The organism is Lysobacter arenosi (assembly GCF_016613475.2).
GTDB lineage: Bacteria > Pseudomonadota > Gammaproteobacteria > Xanthomonadales > Xanthomonadaceae > Lysobacter_J > Lysobacter_J arenosi.
This window is the reverse complement of sequence record NZ_CP071517.1, coordinates 2,451,699-2,473,360: the sequence shown is the minus strand read 5'-3', so window position 1 is coordinate 2,473,360 and position 21,662 is coordinate 2,451,699. Positions and strand designations below refer to the sequence as shown.

General features: G+C 63.7%; 18 protein-coding genes. 11 read left to right on the top strand and 7 right to left on the bottom strand.

Translation table 11 applies throughout. From position 1 onward, the window contains the following. Positions 1 to 147: 147 nt before the first annotated feature. The 3 genes from HIV01_RS11500 to HIV01_RS11490 all read right to left on the bottom strand — a co-directional run bounded on the left by HIV01_RS11500 (position 148) and on the right by HIV01_RS11490 (position 3,515). Positions 148 to 681: an HD domain-containing protein gene (locus HIV01_RS11500; protein WP_200607234.1), complete on the bottom strand. Its 534-nt coding sequence runs from the start codon at positions 679 to 681 to the stop codon at positions 148 to 150. Positions 682 to 966: 285 nt separating this feature from the next. After that, positions 967 to 1,323 (bottom strand): hypothetical protein, encoded by a 357-nt coding sequence (locus HIV01_RS11495; protein ID WP_200607233.1) that lies wholly within the window; start codon positions 1,321 to 1,323, stop codon positions 967 to 969. Positions 1,324 to 2,507: 1,184 nt separating this feature from the next. Next, entirely contained in the window at positions 2,508 to 3,515 is a 1,008-nt protein-coding gene (locus HIV01_RS11490) for an amidohydrolase family protein (RefSeq protein WP_200607231.1), read from the bottom strand. Between the two features lie 308 nt (positions 3,516 to 3,823). Here HIV01_RS11490 and HIV01_RS11485 point away from each other — a divergent pair, with 308 nt between their 5' ends. From HIV01_RS11485 to HIV01_RS11465, 5 genes are all read left to right on the top strand, one after another. Then, positions 3,824 to 6,184: a TonB-dependent receptor gene (locus HIV01_RS11485; RefSeq protein WP_200607229.1), complete on the top strand. Its 2,361-nt coding sequence runs from the start codon at positions 3,824 to 3,826 to the stop codon at positions 6,182 to 6,184. Between the two features lie 41 nt (positions 6,185 to 6,225). Next, positions 6,226 to 6,903: a response regulator transcription factor gene (locus tag HIV01_RS11480; RefSeq protein WP_200608483.1), complete on the top strand. Its 678-nt coding sequence runs from the start codon at positions 6,226 to 6,228 to the stop codon at positions 6,901 to 6,903. Further along, the gene (locus tag HIV01_RS11475) at positions 6,903 to 8,132 is read left to right on the top strand and encodes a sensor histidine kinase (RefSeq protein ID WP_200607227.1); all 1,230 of its coding nucleotides are present in this window, start codon (positions 6,903 to 6,905) and stop codon (positions 8,130 to 8,132) included. Before HIV01_RS11480 ends, HIV01_RS11475 begins: the two co-directional genes overlap by 1 nt. 106 nt (positions 8,133 to 8,238) lie before the next feature. Beyond that, entirely contained in the window at positions 8,239 to 8,457 is a 219-nt protein-coding gene (locus HIV01_RS11470) for a polyprenyl synthetase (protein ID WP_200607225.1), read from the top strand. An 82-nt stretch (positions 8,458 to 8,539) separates the two neighbouring features. Beyond that, entirely contained in the window at positions 8,540 to 8,953 is a 414-nt protein-coding gene (locus HIV01_RS11465; RefSeq protein WP_486624451.1) for a GFA family protein, read from the top strand. A gap of 40 nt (positions 8,954 to 8,993) precedes the next feature. Here HIV01_RS11465 and HIV01_RS11460 read toward each other — a convergent pair whose 3' ends face one another. Next, positions 8,994 to 10,391, bottom strand: coding sequence for an amidohydrolase family protein (locus HIV01_RS11460; RefSeq protein WP_200607222.1), 1,398 nt, complete (start codon positions 10,389 to 10,391; stop codon positions 8,994 to 8,996). Between the two features lie 383 nt (positions 10,392 to 10,774). On the opposite strand from HIV01_RS11460, the gene HIV01_RS11455 reads away from it, so the two are divergent. The 5 genes from HIV01_RS11455 (at position 10,775) to HIV01_RS11435 (ending at position 17,138) form a co-directional block, all read left to right on the top strand. Further along, on the top strand, positions 10,775 to 11,341 hold the full coding sequence (locus HIV01_RS11455; protein ID WP_200607220.1) for a DUF2306 domain-containing protein: 567 nt from the start codon (positions 10,775 to 10,777) through the stop codon (positions 11,339 to 11,341). Between the two features lie 235 nt (positions 11,342 to 11,576). Next, on the top strand, positions 11,577 to 13,649 hold the full coding sequence (pgaA, locus tag HIV01_RS11450) for a poly-beta-1,6 N-acetyl-D-glucosamine export porin PgaA (RefSeq protein ID WP_207526939.1): 2,073 nt from the start codon (positions 11,577 to 11,579) through the stop codon (positions 13,647 to 13,649). A 35-nt stretch (positions 13,650 to 13,684) separates the two neighbouring features. After that, positions 13,685 to 15,430 (top strand): poly-beta-1,6-N-acetyl-D-glucosamine N-deacetylase PgaB, encoded by a 1,746-nt coding sequence (pgaB, locus tag HIV01_RS11445; RefSeq protein WP_200607217.1) that lies wholly within the window; start codon positions 13,685 to 13,687, stop codon positions 15,428 to 15,430. Then, the gene (gene pgaC, locus HIV01_RS11440; protein ID WP_200607215.1) at positions 15,427 to 16,683 is read left to right on the top strand and encodes a poly-beta-1,6-N-acetyl-D-glucosamine synthase; all 1,257 of its coding nucleotides are present in this window, start codon (positions 15,427 to 15,429) and stop codon (positions 16,681 to 16,683) included. Before pgaB ends, pgaC begins: the two co-directional genes overlap by 4 nt. After that, the gene (locus HIV01_RS11435; RefSeq protein ID WP_200607213.1) at positions 16,680 to 17,138 is read left to right on the top strand and encodes a PgaD family protein; all 459 of its coding nucleotides are present in this window, start codon (positions 16,680 to 16,682) and stop codon (positions 17,136 to 17,138) included. Before pgaC ends, HIV01_RS11435 begins: the two co-directional genes overlap by 4 nt. A 124-nt stretch (positions 17,139 to 17,262) precedes the next feature. On the opposite strand, the gene HIV01_RS11430 is transcribed toward HIV01_RS11435, so the two are convergent. The 3 genes from HIV01_RS11430 to HIV01_RS11420 form a co-directional block, all read right to left on the bottom strand. Continuing rightward, positions 17,263 to 17,811 carry an ester cyclase gene (locus tag HIV01_RS11430; protein ID WP_200607211.1) on the bottom strand — a complete coding sequence of 183 codons (549 nt, stop codon included), beginning with the start codon at positions 17,809 to 17,811 and terminating at the stop codon, positions 17,263 to 17,265. A gap of 186 nt (positions 17,812 to 17,997) precedes the next feature. Then, positions 17,998 to 18,759 (bottom strand): LytR/AlgR family response regulator transcription factor, encoded by a 762-nt coding sequence (locus HIV01_RS11425; protein ID WP_200607210.1) that lies wholly within the window; start codon positions 18,757 to 18,759, stop codon positions 17,998 to 18,000. Next, complete coding sequence (locus tag HIV01_RS11420; RefSeq protein WP_200607208.1) at positions 18,756 to 19,877, bottom strand: sensor histidine kinase; 1,122 nt, start codon at positions 19,875 to 19,877, stop codon at positions 18,756 to 18,758. Before HIV01_RS11420 ends, HIV01_RS11425 begins: the two co-directional genes overlap by 4 nt. 272 nt (positions 19,878 to 20,149) lie before the next feature. On the opposite strand from HIV01_RS11420, the gene HIV01_RS11415 reads away from it, so the two are divergent. Further along, positions 20,150 to 21,661, top strand: coding sequence for an aldehyde dehydrogenase family protein (locus tag HIV01_RS11415; protein ID WP_200607206.1), 1,512 nt, complete (start codon positions 20,150 to 20,152; stop codon positions 21,659 to 21,661). Position 21,662: the final 1 nt, after the last annotated feature.

Sequence of the window (21,662 nt, the reverse complement as noted above, 5' to 3'; positions counted from 1 at the left end):
TGTCCTGCTCTTCGAGCCCTGGCAGTCGAAAGCCGCGTGGCCGCAACTGCCTCGCACGATGGGGCCACCGCGAGACCCTGGGCAACGAGGCCGCAAGCAGGGGAGGACGGTCGCGCCTGCGAGCACCGCGCCGGTACAGCGTGTACCTCACCAGCGCAGCATCGGAAGCGGACTTAGCGGGTGCCGGGCGGCCCTCCTCAGCACGAGCTTTGTCAGCAAGCGATGGAATCCGTAGCCCGGAAACATGGCGCGCACCGGTGCGACGATGCAGCGTGGCAGTCCGAATCTAACCCAGCCCATCGATACGTCGATCCAGTCTGCACGGCGAAACAGCTCGACAGAATGGGGAAGCGCTACTGCGCATTCGGTGAGCTTGTGATGATGGTCGATCATCGCGGCGATTTCCTGGTGCCAGGATTCCCTGTCGATCTCCCGCAGGTACTCGGACGCGGCGGCGATCGACGGGTGCAGGTAGTCGAAGGTGCCGGCTGTCCATATTCCGATGTCATGGAAGACGGCGGCAATGGCCACCTTGTCGACATCTTCGAATTCATTCTTGTCGAGCAGTCGGTAGAAGTTGACCACGCGGTACGCGTGATTCCGGTAGGCGTCGAAGTCGCTGCCCAGGACCTCGGCATGCCGGTCCAGCAGGTCATCGAGTAGCGGAATGTTGACGAGCATCGGCGGCTCCACAGTGCCAAGGAGAGGCGTGAGCCGCTGCGCGTGTGTTCCGGGCTCGTCGACTACAGCTCAGACTATTGACGCAGGCGCGTCGCCGGATCGGACATCCACGCTCCCTCCGGCTCCCCCATTTGGGGGAGGCTTATGGCTTTGCGCAACGGGTTAGGGATCCCTACACTCGACTGCCGCTGGCGTACGGCCGGCAGGTCCGGGGGCTAACAATTCATTCAAGCCGAAGCCGCTTCGCGGCTCGGCTCAATTCAGGAGTTAGGCTGCATGGCAAGATCACCGATCGCTGTTAGGGGCATATCCTCCCAGGAGCGTGCAGTGCTGGCGCGCGCCCTTGAGTCCGCTCCAGCAGAGGGCGCTGACATGCCGTCGTTGGAACAGATCGACTCGCTTCAGGTTGTCGGAAGGTGCCAGTGCGGATGCGCCACTGTTGAGTTCCGACACCTCAAGCCTGGTGAGATCGCTGATCTGGTAGCTGACGCCATAGGCGAGACACCAGCAGGGGAGCAGGTAGGCGTTCTTGTTTTCGCGCTGAACGGAAACTTTGTCGGCCTGGAGATTGTCGGGTATTCGGATGAGCCTGCACCATTGCCGGTAGCATCTACAGTTCGAGGCTGGGGCGGCTAGTGCCACACGTGCCGCCTAACAATTCATTCAAGCCGACACCGCTCCGCGGTGCGGCTTAACTCAGGCGTTAGGCTGCTCACCAATGGACAATGGCAATCTGGCAGCAGCAGAAGCGACCCGAGTTCTGAGGCATTTGCTGATCGGAGAGCAGCCCAGTGGATTGAGGTTCGGAACCACTCAGATCCTTTTCCAATCAAGCCCTGGCAAGCCGATGGGCGAGCCCTACGTGAACTTAGCGTCGGCTTGGTGCGTATTTCCCTCTCTGCCGGACCTGCTTCCTGCGACAGAGTCGGACGTACTCGGCCCCACTAGCGACGAGGAAGAGTACGCGTGCATCATCTCCCTACGTCACAAGACTGTTGTTGACGTTAAGGTGTGCCAGCCAGTTCCCCATCTCCTCGTTACGTTTGACGACGGCTCGGTACTGTATGTCAACGGACACAATGAACAGTACGAGCCTTGGCAGGCGGGGCAGTCCTACTCCGGGGATCAAACGTGGCTGGTGGTCGCCTGTCCCGGTGATTCAATTTCCATATGGGCGCCAAAGCAGTTCTGAGCAGCCCAACAATTCATTCAAGCCGAAGTCGCTTCGCGGCTCGGCTTAATTCAGGCGTTGGCGAATGGCCGCTTATGGCCGATAGCGGCCATCGGTGGCTACCTGGGCACCGGGACCGGTGCTAACGTCCCCTTCCGACCCAAAGCGGACGTTAATCTGTGCAGGGAGTGTGGATGACTGCCATTGAGAAGTTCGAGCAGTCTGATCCGGCTCGCGAAGCGATATCCCGCAATGTCGAGCCGATGTCCACTTCTGGCCGATAGCCGTCGCTGAGCGGAGACGGAGACGGAGGCTGGAGCAGGCGCAAGTGCCCACTTTTCGACCAGAACCGACCGTATTCCGGAACGTCCGCTGACGTTTTCATCTATCCCTCGCAGGCGCTTTTCATCTTTTCGGACGACGCTGGGGAGAAGCACACTGGGTACATTGGTCTCGGGTTTTCGTGATTTGCCCGCGCCCACAAAGGCCCCGATCGCTCGGGGCCTTTTTGTTTGCGGGTCGGTGGAGACGCTAGCGAGGTGGGGTCGACCTCCGCTATCGACCCATGGCGGAGATTGGCAATGAGGTGGAATGGACTACGTCCAGGGCGTGTTGTCCAATCACCCCGCAGCAAGCATGTGCCCGCCTTGGTGCCTCAGGATGTCGCATGGTCGGCTGCGATTTCCTGCTCGCTCAAACGCAGGAAACGTGCCGCGTTGTTGTACAGGATGTCGCGCTTCTGCGCATTGTCGAGGAACGGCGCCTGTTCGATCGACCTGATCGCTTCCCCGATTGCGTCCGGCCAATACAATTGGTCGGTACCGAACAGAATGCGCTGACCGAAACCGGCATCGACCATGCGCTTGAGTGCGTCGTGGAACTGGGCGCGGGGAAATCCCCAGTTGTTGCAGCTCACGTCCACGTACAGGTTCGGGTAGGTGAACATCATCGCGATCATTTCGTCGATCAGCGGCGAACCGTAGTGCATCACGTAGATGCGAAGCTTCGGGTGCCTGCGCAGCACGTCCTCAAGCAGGAATGGCGAGCCCATGCTGGCGCGGTAGCTCTCGTGGCCGGGAACGCGGGCCGTCGCCGGCGGGCCTTCGCCCAGATGGATGCCCACGGGGATGTCTAGTTCTTCGGCGAGAGCGAAATAGGGCTCGTACCGGGGGTCGTCAGGGCGCAAGCCGCGGTACTGGATATATGCCTCGCCCAGGACCGCCAGTTGGCCGGCGGCATGCAGGCGGCGTAATTCGGCGATGGACAGATCCTGGCGCTTGCCGAAGCCCACTCCGGGCAGGATCAAATCCGGCGCGATACGGCGCCAGTCGGCGACCCTATCCGGCGCACCTTCGGTCATTGCGCGCCGCACTCCATGCTGGCGCAATGCGGCAATGGTGCCGTCACGCAGTGCGTCGTCGCTGTCGGGTACAAGCATCGGGCTCGCACAGGTTGCGAACTTGGCGAAATCGAGCGGCTCCTTGGGGTCGATCGGCGGGCTGGTCACCCCATGGTCACCGGGACAGGCCGCAGTGCCCGGAGGCAGGTCCAAGGGAAAGGCATGCACATGCATGTCTATCACCGGGCCGCCATGGGGGAACGCGGACGCCACCAGGGGATGGGCTGAGAGCAGGCAGAACAGTAGAACCAGCTTCCTTCGCATCGATGGCACTCCCGGTCGCAACGACCGTCCAGAACGCTAACGCAGCCGGGACTTTCGCCCGGACACCAGGGCGAACGTCGGCTCCTGGCCGGTAGCGGTCACTTGAAGGCGCGCAGCTTCTTGAGTCCGAATGCAGAAGGGCTGCGCGCGATGGCGGGCTATGGCCGCCGGCCCGGCAGTTGAGCGCACCGCTCGGTGCAGTGGCGACCTTTTGGCGACATTTGCGTTGTTAGTTTCGCGCTGCTTCATCAAGTGACATAGCCAACTCTTGGGGGTAGCGCGATATGGCCGGGTACGTGAGACGGGCGTTGTGGTTTGCTCTTTCCGCGCAGTTGATCGGATTCTCCCTGTCCACCCACGCAGCGGAGGCGCCCGGCGCCCTGACCATCATCGTCAGGGATCAATACACCGAACGGCCACTTTCGAGCGTGCAGGTCACGATCACGGAACGGGAAACCGCCTTGGCGCGATCTCTCGAAACCGATGCACAAGGTCGCATAGTCGTTGAGCAGCTTGATCCCGGCCTCTATTCGGTAAACGTCACCAAGGTCGGGTTCGCTCCGGTATACGAGCCAAGCGTACGCGTCATTACGCGGAAGAACTCCAGGATCGAACTCGAACTTGGAACGCCGACGTTGGAAAGAGTAGTGGTTCAAGCGCGGGCGCTTGATGCATTCGCATCACCTTCCAGCACCTATCTCGATCGGGAAGCACTGAGCAGTGCCGTTGGCGGTGGTGCAGATCCGCTCCTCTCGCTGGACGGGTTGCCTGGCCTGGCTTCCACCAGCGAGTTCGCAAGCTTCAGTGTGCGCGGCCGGGGGCCACGAGATAATCTGATTCTCGTCGACGAACTTCCCTTCGACAAAGCGGTGCACTTCGACGCGACACTGGGCGAGGACGAGGACGTCGGCGGTGGCGGCCGTTTCTCGATCTTCGCACCGAACGTCATCAGCGGCGCCGAGTTCTCCCCGGGTGGGTGGGGCCCTGCGTATGACGGCCGGGCTGGATCGCTGCTCAAGCTCGAAGTCGCCGACGGCAGTCCCAGCCCGTCAGCCAGCCTGCGCTTCGACCTCGCAGGCTATGAAGTCGGCTACGACGGGCCAGCCGGCATCACCGAAGATTCCACTGTGCTCGTTTCCGCCCGCCGACTGGATTTCGGCGCCTTCTTCGAAGATATCGAGGAACTGGACATCGGAAACCCGGTGTTGCGGGACGTCATCGTCAAGTCAGCCGTGCCGATCAACCCGTCCAACACGCTCGAAGTGCTGCTCATCGATACCCGCGAGACGTTCACTCGCGACGTGACCCACGTCTTCGAGTCGCCAAATTTCGAAGATGTATCGCTTCTGGATTCCGAACAAGACAGCGATCTGTACGGGCTTAGCCTACGGTCGCTGATCGGCGAGGACGCTGTCTGGACCAACAGGGTTTACCACCGTGCCAGCAACAAGATCAGCTCGGAGGGCGAAGCGTATCCCGATCTGGTACCCGCCGGATCGCCCGCTTCCAGCTTTCCGGTACGGGAAGACATCGTCACCGTGACGGAAGACGAGACCGAGATCGGCTGGCGAAGCGACTTCGGGACGGAGAATCGATGGGGCGTGTTCAATGCAGGCGTCCAGCTCACGCAGATCGAACTTGATTACAGCACCGTGCTGGATGGCGATTGGACCCGGTACGTCTACGACGCCGATGACTTCAGACCGGACCCTGAGCAGCGCTACATCGTGCTGACTCCAGAGAGCATCGACTCCACGCTGAACCGGAAAGCGACGAACTACGCAGGTTACGTGGATCAGGTTTTCATGCGCGGCTCGTGGGATATCAGCACAGGCATACGGCTCGAGCGGGATGGCCTGACGGACGAAAGCCTCGTGTCACCCAGGTTCAGGGTGAACTGGCAGCCGAGCCGAAGCGTCAGATACTTCGGCACTGCAGGGCTCTTCCATCAGTCGCCCCGGTACCTGGACCTCGCGGCCAACGAGGCGAACACGCTCGAGAACGAGAAAATCACGCACTGGAGTCTAGGCCTCGAGTACTTCGCGAACGACAGGTGGTCGGTATTGACGGAAGCCTATCATCAGGATCTCGCCAATCTCGTGGTCGACCTGGATCGGACGAGCGGAACGTTTGCCAACATTGGCGATGGCACGTCCTACGGCTTCGATGTCGTGGTCAAGGGCACGATTCGCGAAGGCCTCTACGCAACGGCGACCTACTCCTACAACGATGCGGAAGTGGACCGTAAGGACGGCCGGGGCGCCGTCCCCGACGACTTCAGTCGCGAGCATGTTGCCACTCTCGGGCTGACATGGGAGATCACGGACCGCTGGAAGGTTGCCGGGCGCTACAAGTATCTGTCCGGAAGGCCGGAGGACGCCTTCATTATTTACGAGGATGTGCTGGGACCCGGACAACCATTGCGTTACTCGAGAGAGACGATCGAGCGCAATGTCGGCCGCAAGCCCGGTTATGGCCTGCTGAACGCTCGCGTCGACTATCGGCGCGCATTCGGCCCCATCGATGTAACGGCCTTTCTCGATGTCATCAACGTTACGTCGGCGGCGTCTACCGACGACACCGAGTTCGACTACCGCAGGGGTGTCAACGTGGAGGACGACAGCGAAGCCGAGCCGCTGATCGGACTTCGGCTAGACTACGCCTGGTAAAGGGGAGGCGGCAGATGGCACGCGATCTTGATGCTACGCCCATCAGGGCGCTGATCGTCGAGGACAACCGCGACATCTGCGGGAACATTGCCACGTACCTCGAAAAGCTCGGCTATGTCCTGGATTTCGCCCACGACGGCGTCGCCGCGATGAACCTGGCGCTGACGAATCCGTTCGATGTCATCGTCCTGGACCTGATGATCCCGAGGATGGACGGTCTCACCTTCTGCCAGAGGCTACGCTCCGATGCCGAGATCGAAACGCCCGTCCTCATGCTGACGGCGAGGGACACGCTCGACGACAGGCTCAAAGGGTTCGACGCCGGAGCCGATGACTACCTGGTCAAGCCATTCGCGCTGCAGGAGCTGCATGCGCGCATCCGGGCCCTGTACAAGCGGAGCCACCGGAATGCCGACAACCTGCTGACCGTCGCCGACCTGACATTGAACCGCTCCACGCTGCAGGTGCATCGGGCGGGGCGGCGGGTCGAGATGAACCCTGCAGGCATGAAGCTACTCCGACGATTGATGGAGGAGTCCCCGTCCGTCGTGGATCGCGACGAGCTCGAAACGCTGCTGTGGGCCGATGAGCGACCGGATGGCGATGCGCTTCGCTCGCACATGTACAAGCTGCGGCAGGCAATCGACAGGCCGTTCGACCGGCCATTGATCCATACGGTGCATCGCATCGGCTATCGAATCGCAGAGGATTCCCAGTAATGCTGCGGCAAAGTTTGCGCAAACGCGTCGAGTATGCGTTCGCGCTGTGTGTCGTCGGACTCAGCGTGGCCTGGGGTCTCGCGTTCTACGCGGCCATCAGGTTCAGCGAAGACCGGGTGCTGGTCAATCAGCTGCAACGCGCCGCCGGGAACTATCCCGACCTCACGACGAGTCTTCGCGGCTACGACGATCCCGCGAGCCTGCCGGAAGCCCTGAGGGAATGGGCGCAGGCGGGTCCTGACGAGGGCCTGTACGAGTTCGTCGCCGAAGAGTTCCATGTCGCTGTCGTCCCGGCCGACAATGCACGGGGGCGCGCATTCGTGGTGTTCGATGTCGCCGGGATCGAGGCGGCATCCTCCGAGGACTGGTGGTGGCTCCTCGTCATCACCGGTGTCGTGGGTGTGCTCGGTGCCCTGGGTTTCGGGCTGGGAGTCCTGGTGATGCGCAGAGCGGTCGCCCCGGTGGTACAGCTCGCCGATGTGGTCGCGGGCATCGACCTGGAGCATCTGTCTGCCGGAGACCACAAGCTTATTGAAGCCAGCCGGTTCGGAACGGACGAGGTCGGTGTCCTCGCCGGTGCCATCGAGAAGACGCTCGAGCGCATCAGCGCGTTCGTCGTGCGCGAGCGGGACTTCACCGGTTCCGCCAGTCACGAGTTGCGGACACCCATCACGGTGATCACGGGCTCGATCGAGCTGCTGGAGCAAAGCGATCTGTCGGCCGAAGACGTGAAGGCGGTGGATCGGATCCGGCGCGCGACGCTCGAGATGAAGTCCACGATCGAAATGTTCCTGTGCATCGCTCGCGAAGCCGACGACGGGCTGTATGGCGAGCAGTTCCTGGTCGCGCCCTTGGTAAGCCGGGCGGTCGATCAGCAGCGCTACCTGCTGAACGGCAAGCGCGTCGAAGTCGAGGTCGAAAGTCTCGCAACACCCGTCGTTCGCGGACATCCGCAGGCCTTCCTCATCGCCGTCACCAACCTGGTTCGAAACGCGTTCGAGCAAACGCCCGGCGGGCACGGACCCATCACGGTTCTCCTCAAGGAGCATGAGCTTCTGGTCACCAACCGGTTGCGCGTTGACGACGTTGGCCGGCTCACGCCGGCCGACTCCTCTTCCAACGGACATGGCCTGGGGCTGGGCATCGTCCAACGACTGTGTGAGCGCAACGGCTGGGAATTCTCGCTGCAAGTGGACGAGGCGCACGTAACCGCCAGTCTTTCCTGGTGAGCACGACTGATCCTTCTCAAACAGCAGGCACGTTGTAGCGCCAGATAATGCAGCGTTCGGACCTGCTGGTGCACAATGTGGCGTCTCGAACAGATCTGGACGCATCATGGACATTGAAGCCCTTCTGAGTGCGGCTTTGCGCGAGGCAGGTTACGGGCCGGACGCCATAGGCTCGGCGATGCCGAGGATCGTGCGCATCCTGGAGGCTGAGGATGTGCGTATCGAGATGGGTCGCAGTCTGTCGCGCAAGGAGCGCGAGTACGTGCGCCTTCAGCTCGAGCTTGGACTTGGCGTGCCGGAAATCGTCGCAGGCTTGAAGAAGTAAGTGGTAGCTCACTGCGTCTTCACGCGATCCGACTGGAACGAACCGGACGAGATCGTGGCAACCTGCCATCGGAGGTAGACGTGTGATAACAGGTCGCTGTCTCTGCGGTGCAGCCTGCTACGAGTCGCCGGGTCCCGGTTTGTTCTCCATCGTGTGCTATTGCCGCGACTGTCAGCGCGCATCCGGTAGCGCAGGCGTTCCCGTGATGGGTGTGCAGCGGGCAGCGTTCACCAGCATCGGACCGATCAAGCAGGTTCGAACGAAAGGCGGCAGCGGGCATGCAGCCGTTCGCAACATCTGCATCGAGTGCGGAAGCCTGCTGTTTGGCACGCCGGAGTCCGCTCCGGAGCTGGTGACGATCTATGCCGGAACCCTGGACGACTGCGTGGCGTTCGTCCCGGACGCCGCGCTCTTCGTGAGCCAGCGCCCGCCGTGGGCAGCACTGGCACTGGCGCTAGTGGAACATCAGCGGATGCCGCCGGTCGATGGGACTTGATCGCCTATCACCACTTCGGCGCTGTTGACCCGGCGGTGCATCAGTCCCGGGGCCACGAGCCCCGCACGCCCGCGACCATCGCGGCAAGGTCCTCTGGTGAGTACCAGTGCCCGGCGGCGACCACGCCGCGGATGTCACGCACGCGCTGGATGTCCTCGAGCGGGTTCTCGTGCAGCAGCACCAGGTCGGCATCGCTGCCCGGGGCGATCAGCGGCGCGAGCGGACGGCCTCGAGCGCGATAGCGCGCGGGGTTGAGAGTGGCGGTTCGAAGGGCATCCAGTGGCGAAAGCCCGGCATCGACCAGCAGCGCAAGCTCGTCGTGCAACGCGGAGCCGGGGAAGACCCAGGCCTCGTCCGAGGCATCCGTGCCGGCCAGGATTCCGACGCCCGCGCGGTGGAGTTCACCCACCAGCCGGCTCTGGCGCTCGAAAACCTTTGCGCCGTTGCGTCGTTCCGCAGTTTTTCCATCGCGCACGTGGGCGAGCCATTCGGCGCGGGTTTCGGGCGGCACGAATGCCAGGCGCGGTTCGTCCGCGGGATCGTCATGCGCGACAACGAAATAGCCACGCGTCTGCACCAGCGTCGGCACTTGCCACACGCCGGCTTCCGCCAGCACCCGGGACTGAGCCTGGCAGGCGGCGGCATCGAATCGGTCCAGGCTCGCCGCCAGGCGACCGTCTGCCATCAGGCCCATTGAATCGGCCGAGGGATCCACCTTGATCCAGTCGAGGGCGCCGGGAATGCAGGCTTCCAGGACCAGCGTCAAATGCTCGATCGTGCGTTGCCCGGCCCGCGCGACGTCTGTCGGCGAAAGGGTCAAGGGCGTGTGTCCCTCGACGGGAATGCCAACACGCTTGGCCTCCTCGGCGATCGCCTGGTAGTTCTCTGGCGAAAGGCCATCGTAGACCTTGATGAAGTCGTAGCCCAATCCCGCCAGCAGGCGCACCAGTTGCCGGCCGGCCTCGGGCGTCTCGACGGCGAGCCCGCTGGCCAGCGCCGGGGGCGCCCGGTCTAGGGCAGGGGAACCCCAAATCACGCGTGGGGCTGGTCCTGCGGGTGGGCCTTTCGCGCGGAAGGCCATGCCCGATCCAAGATGGGTGGCTGCATCACGAATCCCGACAACGCCGTTGGCGATGTACATCGGGTAGTGCCAGCGCTCGCGCCCCGCTCGATGGGCATGCGTGTGCATGTCCCAGAGACCTGGAGTCAGGTAGAGGCCGCGCGCGTCGACGCGCCGCAACGGGCCCGCCGCCAAGGCTTGCGATTCGGGCTGGATCGCTTGGATGCGGCCATCCCGAAGTATTACGGTCTGCGACCGTTCGATGCGGCCATTCTCGACGTGCACGACGTGCACGCCGATAAGCGCGACGGGTTCGGCCTGCGCGAAGGCGGCGCCGGCCGCAACGAAGAGTGTCAGGGCGAGGACGAAAGGGCGCATACGGACTCCTCCGGACCCACCCCAGGTCCGGGCGGAAGCCGAAGCTTAGCGTAGTGAGGCGACCTGCTCTGGTACGCGAATGGAACTCCACGGCTAACACACTTGCCCGGCAGCCATTCAAAGCTCGCAACAGATGCGAATTCGGTGGCTTGCGTGATCGCGACCTTCTGCTTCTGGCCGATTGCGGCCCCAGAGGCCGTCTACCCGATTGCACAGTAGTAGCGGCGATTCCATGTACAGACTTGGGTGGACGGCCTGTATTCGGTACGCGGTGGGGCTGCCCCAGCAGATGGACCACAAACCAAACAATTCACACTGGGGGCGCCATGTCACGTTCGGACACGTCTGGACCTTACCTGCTTGGTGTATTTGTACTGCTATCCATGTTCTTTACTGTGGCCGCGCTGCTCCTTGGGCCGAGCATCTTCAAAGATCGTAGCGACAGCGCAGTCTGGTACTTCCTGCATATTGTCGGCGGTTCCGTTGCTCTGACACTTGGCCCATTCCAGTTCATCGCGCCATTACGCAACCGATTTCGCCGCTATCACCGGGTTGCCGGATACACATACGTCGTGGCATCGATCATGGCGGTGGTCGGGTTCATCGGCCTGCCCAAAATCGAGTTGTTCCTCACTTCCCAGTTGGTCGCCCTGGCGCTGTGGGTTCTCTGCATGCTGTTTGCCGTTCGCGCCATTCGTGCCGGCAAAGTCCTGTCCCACCAACACAATATGGCGCGCAGTTTCGTGCTGGCATGCTACTTCCTTACTGCCCGGCTTCTTGACCAGCACGGCATGTGGCTGCTCGCCCCACTTGCCAGCCAGGAACCCGTCAAACTGGCGCACAGCGACTGGGTGGCCTGGCTGGTTCCACTTGCATTGGTTGAGATCTACTTCACCCTCAAGTGGCAGGCAACCCTGCGTGGCAAGAACACCGAAGGCGCAACTCATTAGTGCCGATGCCGGCAGAACCGTGGGTCGGGAGCAAGCACGTTTCATGCCAGATTCCATGGGGCGTATGGATTCGAGCGTAATCTCCCCTGCGTCCACGGCGTTATCATCACTTTGCTGATATCGCACTACTCCGATCTGCGCCAGCCGCCAGGCTGGCCTCACAGTACTTGGAGGAGAACGGCAATGACTCCCGGCTGCGGCGGCATGTGCGTTCTAATGCCGCGCCATCACGAGCATGGGCGAGGGTCATCGGCCGGCAATGCCTAGTGCCTCGCCAGCCGTATTGCGTGGCTGGTTATTGGGGACTGGACTGGTCCTGGCGATCACGACTCCGTGTTTCGCCCAGTCGGGCGGGGCCGCGCAAACACGCCAGCATGCACAGATGCTGTTCGAGCAGGGTCGAGCCGCACTGCGCGCTGGCGATCGCTTCGCGGCGTTGCGCAATTTCGCCCAGGCACGCTCCCTGGTTCCAGGCAACGCAGACTACGGGCGCGCAGTCGCTGATGTCCTGGTCGAACTCAATGCCCCGCAGGGCGCGGCGCAGGCGCTCGGTGCCGACAAGGACATCGGCATCCGCAGCCGCCAGGCTGCCGCCGAAGTCCGGTGGGGTAGCCAGGTCCCATCGCTGGACCGGACGCACCCTTATGCGGACACGGACGCGGCCATCGCCCACCTGCAATCACTGATCACCGAAGCGGGCGAGGCAACGCCGGTCGACGACGGCCTGCTGCTGCGCCTTCGTCGCGACCTGGTGGTTGCACTGCGCGATCGCGGTCGCTGGGATGACGCGCTGGCGCTGGCCTGCCAGTTGCGGGCGAGCGCTGGCTCCCTGCCACCGTATGTGCGCATCGCCGAAGCTGATGCCCTGCTTGGTGCACGTCGACCGGACGAGGCGCAGCAGGCATACCAGGAGGTGCTGGTGGCACTGCCCAACAGCCGCGATGCGCGCATCGGTCTGTTCTTCGCCCAGGTCGAAAGCGAGGATTTCGACGCGGCATTCGCCAACGTCGATTCACTCGCGAGCGAAGGCACCGCGTGGCGCGTCGTCGGGACCGGTCCGCCGGCCCGGCCGAACGAAGACTGGCTCGACTCGCAGATCCTGGCCGCACAGGCGCGGCGGTTCGCCGACATGCCGGCCGACGCCTGGCGGCGCATCAATCCGTTGGCCGATGCCGCACCCGGGTCGGCCTACCTGCGCCTGGAGCGTGGAGAGACTGCAGCGGCACGAGGCTGGTCGCGCCTTGCGCACGAAGAGATCCTGATTGCCAAGAGCCTTGCCCCGGAGGACTTCACCATCGATCTGGCACTGGCCGATTCGCAGTTCCGCAGGCGCGATTGGCGCGGGTCGGAGCAGCGAGCCGAGAACCTGGCAAGGATCGATCCGGTCAACAGCCACCTGCAGCAGCTGCTGGACGACCAGGCTGCTCATCGCAGTGCCGAGCTCATCGCCGAACTTGCGCCGCGGACGGCCGAAGGCGGCAGCGATGTAGCGCCCGGCGACGGATTGACGGCCGCCGTGCGCGTCTACACGCCGCCCATCCGCGAACGCTGGCGCCTGCTCGCCGCCGGCGAACGCGAAACCAGCAAACCGGAAGACGTCAGGCTGGAGCGCAACCGCTACGGCGCCGGCATCGAGGGCCGTTGGCCAGATGTCACTTTCGAACTGACCGGCTGGGCCAACACCGGCATGCTGGACCATGCCGGTGCCGACGCGAGCCTGCAATGGCAGCCCGACGATCACTGGACACTCGGTGCCAGCCTTCAGGCCTTCTCGATGGAGACGCCGCTGCGCGCCGTCGAGGCCGGCATTCGCGCGGATGCCGCCGGAATTTCGACTGGTTATGCCTGGAACGAATCGCGGATCGCATCGGTGGGGCTGACCGCCATGGATTTCACCGACGGCAACGATCGGCTTCAGCTCAATGCCGACTTCGGCGCCACGGTGGTCGACACGCCAAAGCTCGATGTCGTCCTGCGGCCATCGCTTTCGCTATCGCGCAACACGCTGCGCGACACGCCTTACTTCAATCCTGAGCGGGACGCTTCGTTGATGGTTGCCGCCGAGTTGTGGCACATCCTGTGGAGGGAGTACGAGCGCAGCCTGTCGCAACGGCTGATCATCAACGCCGGCGGCTACTGGCAGCGCGACTTCGGCCAGGATGTCATTGGCGACATCACCTACGAACACTTCTATCGCCACGATCCGCGCACGGAGTGGAACTACGGCATCTCCTGGTCGCGGCGACTCTACGACGGCGACGCGGAGCGTTTGTTGACGGCGTTCGTGCGCCTGAGGCAGAGGTTCTGACCATGCGCAGATGCCTGACGTTGGCTTTGTCCATAGTGACCTCGCTGGTCGTTGCGCTGTGTGCTCCGGTGTCCGCGCAGCCCACCGCACCGGTTGAACGGCAGTATCCGGCCGCGGGGCAGGGCTTCGCTGTGGTGGCACTGCACCGCGTTGGTGACCGGCCGGACACATTGGGCGAGGGTGGGGTGTCCAGCGAGCACCTGGTCGCCTTCTTCGACTGGTTGGCTGGCAATGGTTGGCATGCGATCTCGCTTGTCGATGTCGAGCGCGCGCGCCGCGGCATCAAGCCATTGCCGGAGCGCGCGATCCTGATCACCGTCGATGACGGCGACATCAGCCTGTACACACGGGTTTACCCGTTGGCCTTGGCCTACCGCACTCCCATTGTCGCCGCCGTAGTCGGACAGTGGCTCGATGTACGGCCTGGCGGCAGCGTGAACTATGGCGGCGTACCTGTCCCTCGCTCGCAGTTCATCGACTGGAACCAGGCGCGGGAGATGCAGGCCTCGGGCCTGGTCGAGTTCGCCTCGCACAGCTATGACCTGCACAAGGAGGTACTGGCCAACCCGCAGGGCAACGTGCTGCCGGCTGCAACCACCCGCCTGTACAGCAAGGAGCACGGCTACGAGGACGGAGCAGCCTATCGCACGCGACTTCGCACCGACCTGCAGCACGCGCGTGACCAGATCAAGCGCGAGCTCGGGCGTGCTCCGCGCGCCATCGTTTGGCCGTTCGGACGATACGGGGCAACTGCCGTTGAAACCGCGCGCGAGCTTGGTTTCGAGTACGCACTCACGCTCGACCCGCAGCCGGGAGACGCGATGCATCCCATGGCGTTGGGACGCTATTTGCCGCTCGGGGACCCGGACCTTGGCACGTGGGTCGCGAACATCCGCTTTGCCGATCCGTGGCCCTCGTCGCGACGCATCGTCAGCCTCGATCCCGCCATCCTGGCCGACGCCGATCCGGCGGTCACCAACGAACGCCTCGGTCGGGTAATCGAGCGTCTGCTCGCGCTCGGCGCCACCGACGTGCTGATCGATGCGGCGGTGCCGGGTGCCGACGGCGACCTCGTCGCCACCTGGTTTCCAAACTCGGTACTGCCGATGCGACAGGACCTTTTGCCGCGCCTGGCCGCGCAACTGCGCGGGCGCGCCAACGTAAAGGTCGGTGTGCGTCTCCCGCATCGGCAGGCATTGAAGAGCCTGGGCTCTGCGCAACGGGTCGTGCAACTGTTCGCGGATCTCGCCGCCCATGTTCCTGTTGCTGCGGTGATGGTGGAAGATGCCGCGCAACTTTCCCGCCCGGGTGTGCTCGCGACCGACACGCCGTGGAGTGTGCGTGAGCATCGGGCAAGGCTGGACCTGGCGGGTTGGCCGCCTGAAGACGCCCTGGCGATGCTGGCATTTCGAGCAGTCGAGGCGGAGCGGCCCGGCGTCGAGTTGCTGTGGCTCGCGGCACTGGGCCGGACGCCTTCTTCGCCATCGACTCTGGCGGACGTGACACTCATTCCGGCCGAGCTCGGCGACCGGGACGCATTGAAGCAGTTTGAGTGGAGTCGGGACTTCAGGGCGCCGGAATACCGTCGCATGGGTGTGTGGTGGCGCGGCACCACTCCACCGGCAGGCATCGATCTGGCCACCGCGACGCGCGACTTCCAGGCACACGGCGGCACCGTGCTTGGCTGGCAGCCGGATGGTTCCCTCATCGATGCCCCAGCAGGCGAGCTGGTAAGTCCGGCTGTGTCGGCCCTTCCGTTTCCGCGAGAGACCCGGCCATGACCTTGTCCCAGTTCGGCACCTGGTTGGCGCTGTTCTGCTTTGGCTATCCGTTCGTGATGGCGTTCTACTGGATGGTCGGCGGCCTGCAGTTCCATTGGTTCAGAGAGCGCAACGAACCGCCCTTCGACGAACCGCCTTTGCTGGCGGAATACCCGCTGGTGTCGATCCTGGTGCCATGCTTCAACGAAGAAGCCCAGGCGCGTGAAACCTTCGAGGTCCTGTCGCGCGTCCAGTACCCGGACTTCGAGGTGATCGCCATCAACGACGGATCGAGCGACAGGACCGGCGCGCTTCTGGAAGAGCTGTCCATGCGCTACGAAAGGATGCGCGTGGTCCACCTCGCCAGCAACCACGGAAAATCAAGCGCGCTCAATGCCGGTGCGCTAGCCGCACGCGGCGAAATTCTGGTCTGCATCGACGGCGACACGTTGCTGGATCCGTTTGCTGTTGCATGGTTCGTGCGACGCCTGCAGGAGAATCCATTGTTTGGCGGCGTTGCCGGCAACCCGCGGATCCGCAACCGCAGCACGCTGATCGGACGGCTGCAGGTAGGGGAGTTCTCCAACATCGTCGGCCTGATCAAGCGCGCGCAGAACGTTTACGGCACTCTCTTCACGGTCTCCGGATGTGTCTGCGCGTTTCGCAAGCGAGCCCTCCAGGATGCCGGCTGGTGGAACCCCAGCAGCATCACCGACGATGTAGACGTCAGTTGGCGCCTGCAATTGGCAGGCTGGTTGATCGGTTTTGAACCCAAGGCAATGGGCTGGATTCTCACGCCGGAGACGGTGCGCGGCTTGTGGCGGCAACGGGTCCGCTGGGCCGAAGGCGGCACCCTCGTGGTGCTCAGGGCCCTGCCGCACCTGTTCCAGCGAAGAACGATTCGAATATGGCCCATCTGGCTGAACTTCGTGGCGTCGGTGTTCTGGGCGTACGCGATGCTGACCCTCGTAGTGATATGGCTCCTGGAGCTGACCGGCCTGTGGCCGCACTTCGAGCTGACCGGACTGTCGCTGATCCCCCGTGAATGGGGGTTCGTGTTGGCCGTGACCTACATATTCCAGGCATTCATGAGTGGAACCCTGGACCGCAAGTTCGAGAAGCACATGTTCCGGGCGGGGTACTGGGTGGTCTGGTACCCGCTGGCATTCTGGATGCTGCAGGCTGGTGCCGCGCTGGTCGGTCTTCCGCGCGCCTTGCTGCGTTCCCCCCAGTCCGGCGGCACATGGGTCAGCCCAGATCGGGGGTTTCGATGACCACTCACTGGCCACCTGTCATCGGTGCCGCCAACGTTCCGTTGTGGGCGCGCCTGCGCGACATCGTTCTCACGGCGGCGGCCTGGCTGCTTCTGGCCTTCCTGCTGATGCCGATGCTTGATGCACTCTGGAGCGAGACGAAGGTCCTGTTGGGCCTGCGCCAATCGGCACCTGCGGTGGAATGGCTGTGGCTGGACCTGCGCCCATTTCTTTGGCTCATCGCGCTGCTGAGTGTGTGGATGGTGTGCTACGCAGCGGTCCGAAGCTGGTTGTTGAAGCGCAAGATCAGAACCGCCGAGGGATCACCGTCACTGGACAGAGCCGCCCATGCGCAGAATCTGGGATTGACCTCTGCGGAAGCGGAGAAACTGCAGCAGGCACGCGTGATGGTGGTCGAGTTCGATGCCGACTTCCGAATTTCCGTCGTCGGTACGCCGGAGCCCTTGCAGGGCTAGATGTCGCGGCCAAGGGCTGGATGGCCAAGTCTTTCAGCGTGATCCCGGAATCGACGCCGCGTTGCAGAACCGCGCATCCGACGCAGATCATTTCGCCGGATGCGCAGGTCAGCGTCTGCTCGGGTCAGGGAGCGCCTGCGGAAGGGCTTACGTTGCTCGCCGGCGTCGCTGCCGGTGTCGCCAACATGCCCAGTTGCTTCATCAGGCCAAGCGAGTCGGCGCATGTCCATTCTTCGGCGATGTGTCCATCAGCCATTCGGAACAGCGTGGTGCCGGTGATCTGCACTGAGCGACCGGTGGCCGGAATGCCATTGCCGGTGCCGGTGTTGGTCCCGCGCGCGGTCCAGCGCACCGCCACCAGGTCCTGCTCGGCAACCTGCTTGTCGACCGTGACCTTCAGGTCCGGAAACGCTTCGCGCCATCCCCTGGCTTCGGCCATGCCATTGGCATGGGTGAAGGTCGTCCTGCCGCCATGGCCAACGAAGTCTGCGCTGTACGGCACTTCGAATCGACCCTGGCTGAGGCCTTCCTCGTACACCCTGCGGGTGACCGCCTTGTTGAACTCCACAGACTCGGCGCGAACGCTGTCGGACGCATTGGCCTCCGGCAGGATTCCGCCCGAGAGAACGACGATTGTTGCCACCGCGGACAGCAGGATGTTGCACTTGTTCATGACCATCTCCGATACGCAGAAGTGCGTGCTGCGGATGATGGGCTTACGTACGGCCGCTCGCGTCCCATTGGGGCCAGGCGGACGCGGTGGCGGGAGGAGTTGAGGCTGCGCAGTGACGAGGGCGTGTCGTCAATCGGTGCAAACGCGTTCTTTCCGCTGGCATGTGGTCCCCGCGGAAGGCAGCGCTCAACGGAGCAACACGTCGAGCGCCGACCGATAGCGCCGGCTGCCGTTCACCTGTGCGCCATTCTTGAGGAGAACCACGAAGTCTCCATTGAACAGTGGCTGCACTTCGCGAATCTGGGCAATGCTGACGATTGCCGCCCGCGATACCCGGATGAAGCGTTGTGGATCCAGGCGCGACTCGAGACTGGCCATCGTCTCGCGCAGCAGGTGCTGTTTCGCGCCTGTGTGGATCTCGGCGTAGTTCCCCGCGGCGACGATGCGGTCGACCTCGCCGATGTCGAGCAAGTGGACGCGACCACCAGAACGGATTGCCAGGCGCAAAGGGTAGCGCTGCAGTTCTCCCCGATCTATCGACTTCAAGGCCTCGGACACACGGCGGACGAAGCTGTCGTCTGGATGAGTCAGGTGGTTGCGGGCGCGCTGCAGTGCTCGGCGAAACCGTTCCGGATCGATCGGCTTCAGCACGTAGTCGATCGCCTGCGCATCGAACGCGCGCACGGCGTGTTGATCGAATGCGGTCACGAACACGACCGCGGGCATGCGGCTCTCCCCGATGGCTTCAATGACGGCGAACCCATCGAGTTCCGGCATCTGCACATCTAGGAAGACGAGGTCGGGCGAAAGCGCGCTGATCGCCGAGATCGCAGCTTCACCGTCACTGCACTCTTCGACGACTTCGATGTCAGGCTCCTGCCGCAGCAGCCGCAATATCCCGCGGCGGGCGATCGGTTCATCGTCAACGATCAGTACGCGGATGGTCATTGGGCCGTGCGCCAAGGCAGCTCGATCTGGGCGATGACGCCGCCGTCATCGGAATTGCGTACGTCCAGGCGTTGCCTGTCCGCGTACAGCAATCGCAACCGCGCCCTGGTGTTCGCCAGGCCGACGCGTTCGGTTCTCGCCGGGAGCAGGCCTCTGCCGTCATCGACAACGCTCAACAGGAGAGCGTCGCCCTGCCGGTCCGCCTTGATATCCACTCGCCCCGGTCCGGCGCGCGTGGCCAGTCCGTGGCGCAGCGCGTTCTCGACCAGGGGCTGAAGGATCAGGTTCGGAACCCGCGCTTCGAGAAGCTGGTCAGGAATGAGGATCCGGTAGCTCAGACGTCCGCCGAAACGGGCCTGCTCGATCTCGAGATAGCTCTCGAGAAAACCGATCTCCTCGCCGAGCGTCACCTCATGCGCGTCGGTGCTGTCGAGCGATCGGCGCAGCAACGTGCTGAGTTGCAGGAGGATCCGGTTTGCCGAGTCGACATTCTCGTGCATCAGCACCGAGATCGTGTTGAGGGCGTTGAACAGGAAGTGCGGCTGCAGCTGGGCGCGCAATGCCTGCAGGCGGGCATCGGCCAGCTGCGCTTCGAGGCGGAGTTGTCGACGATCCCGTTCCCGGGCGGTCCGCACGAGGCGCTCCACATGTGCCGCGGCGACGATCAGCCAGTACACCGGGAGGTTCAGCAGAAGCGTCGTGCCAAGCAGCCGGCTGAAGGTGCCGAGCCAGGTCGGTTCGACTTGGGTCGCGCCGATGACTGGCGCGGCCAGCGCGAAGAGCGCGAGGTTGATCAAGGCGCAGATCGCCGAAGCAACGCCGTGCACCGCAAGCGCTGCAAGGACGCGTGGTCGCTGGAGCGGGAACCGCGCCTCGAGTCGTAATGCGATCGGCGTCAGGGCGGCCCAGACCGCGGCCCAGACGAGCCAGATGACACTGGCGCGTGCCCAAGCCAGTGGCTCGCCGCGAACCTGTGCGGCAAACCAGGCCTGCCCGGCGAAGAGCATCGCGACCAGCGTCCATGCCGCCAGAATGGCGACGCCCCGGCGGCCGCTTCCGGCCCCGGTCTTCGCCAGCGGTCGCGCTTCTTCCTGCTGTTCTCCAGCGAGCTGTGCCATCGGCAAGCCTGCGTCCAGTCGCCGACCCAGTCGCCGGCGTTGGCAGCATAACCAATGCTCCATCAGCCCGTGCGAGTGGTGCACATCCATTCCTCGTCCCGCGTAGCGTGCGGACATCATCCTTTGGTTGAGGGTTTCTGAGACACGGGGGAGTGACGAATGGGGGCCGCAGTGGGGTAAGTGGAGGCTGCCCACCGGCGGACTCCGAAGATTGCGGGAATTGGCCCCCTGGGCGGATCCGGCCGCCGCATAGCATGGCGCCACCATCCCCCATGAGCTTCCGCAACATGAACGTTCGCACCCCCACGTCCGCCGGCAACGATACTGCGATGCACTGGATCGACGGCGAGTGGCGTGATTCGCACACCCGCAAGCGCTCGATCAATCCGGCCACGTATGAGGCCATCGGCGAGTACGCCGATGGCGGCATCGAAGAAGCCAGCCTGGCCATTGCAGCGGCGAAGCGCGCCTTCAGGGAGTCGCCATGGAAGAAGGACCGGCGACTGCGCTCGCGCGTGCTCAATGAGCTCGCGGATGCATTCGAGCGCAATGCCGAAGACCTGGTGGAGGCGCTGATGACGGAGAACGGAAAAGTGCGCGCCGAGGCAACGTTCGAGGTCTCGATGGCGCCGTCGAAGCTGCGCTACTACGCTGCACTGGCCCTTACCGACCATGGCCGGGCCATGGAGCCAAAAGCGGGTTCCGTTTCGATGGTGTTGCGCCAGCCCGCGGGCGTCGCCGGCATCATCGTGCCTTGGAACTCGCCCGTGATCCTCATGGTGCGGTCGCTGGCACCGGCCTTGGCTGCCGGTGCGACCACTGTCATCAAGATGCCTGGCCAGACTGCCCAGGTCGCTTCCTTGACTGCCAGGATCATGAGTCAGGCGCCTTCACTGCCGCGTGGGGTCATCAACCTGTTCACCGAATCTGGCGCGGAAGGTTCCAGGTATCTGGTGGCATCACCCGACGTGCCGGTGATCAGCTTCACCGGCAGCACCGCGACAGGTCGCGCCATTTCCGCCGCGGGCGCTGTCCACTTGAAGCGGTTCGGCCTCGAACTGGGAGGCAAGACACCGATGCTGATCTTCGATGACGCCGACCTGGACGTCGCCCTTCCGAAACTGGAGAAGGCCCTGACTGTCTTTTCCGGCCAGTTCTGCATGTCCGGATCCCGCGTGCTGGTGCAGCGCGCGGTCGCAGACCGTCTGCGCGCCAAGCTGGCGGAAAGGCTGGCGGCGGTGAGAGTCGGGCCCGCCGCTGACCCCGCCAGCGACATGGGTCCACTGATCGACAAGGGCAATGTGGAGCGCGTCGATCTGGCCGTGCAGGCCGCGATCACGGCTGGCGCAAGGGTCCTCGTGCGCGGTGGTCCGGTGGTGGAAGGGGCATTGGCCCTTGGCGCGTTCTACAGGCCGGCGCTGCTCGAGATCAACGACCCGTCGATGGACATTGTCCAGACGGAGACCTTCGGCCCGGTTCTGACGTTGCAGGTCTTCGACACCGAACCTGAGGCGATCGCACTTGCCAACGATAGCGAGTACGGCCTGGCCGCGAGCGTATGGACACGCGATGTCAGCCGGTCACTGCGAGTGGCTGGCGAGCTGGATGTCGGTACGGTCTGGATCAACGACTGGGCTGTGGTCCACGACGAGTTCGAGGAAGGCGGCTTCAAGCAGTCCGGGCGTGGTCGGCTCAACGGAATGGCAGCGCTGGATGATTTCCTTGAGTACAAGCACATCGCCCTCAATCCCGGGCAGTTTCCGTCGAACGAAGAGGTGCAGTGAG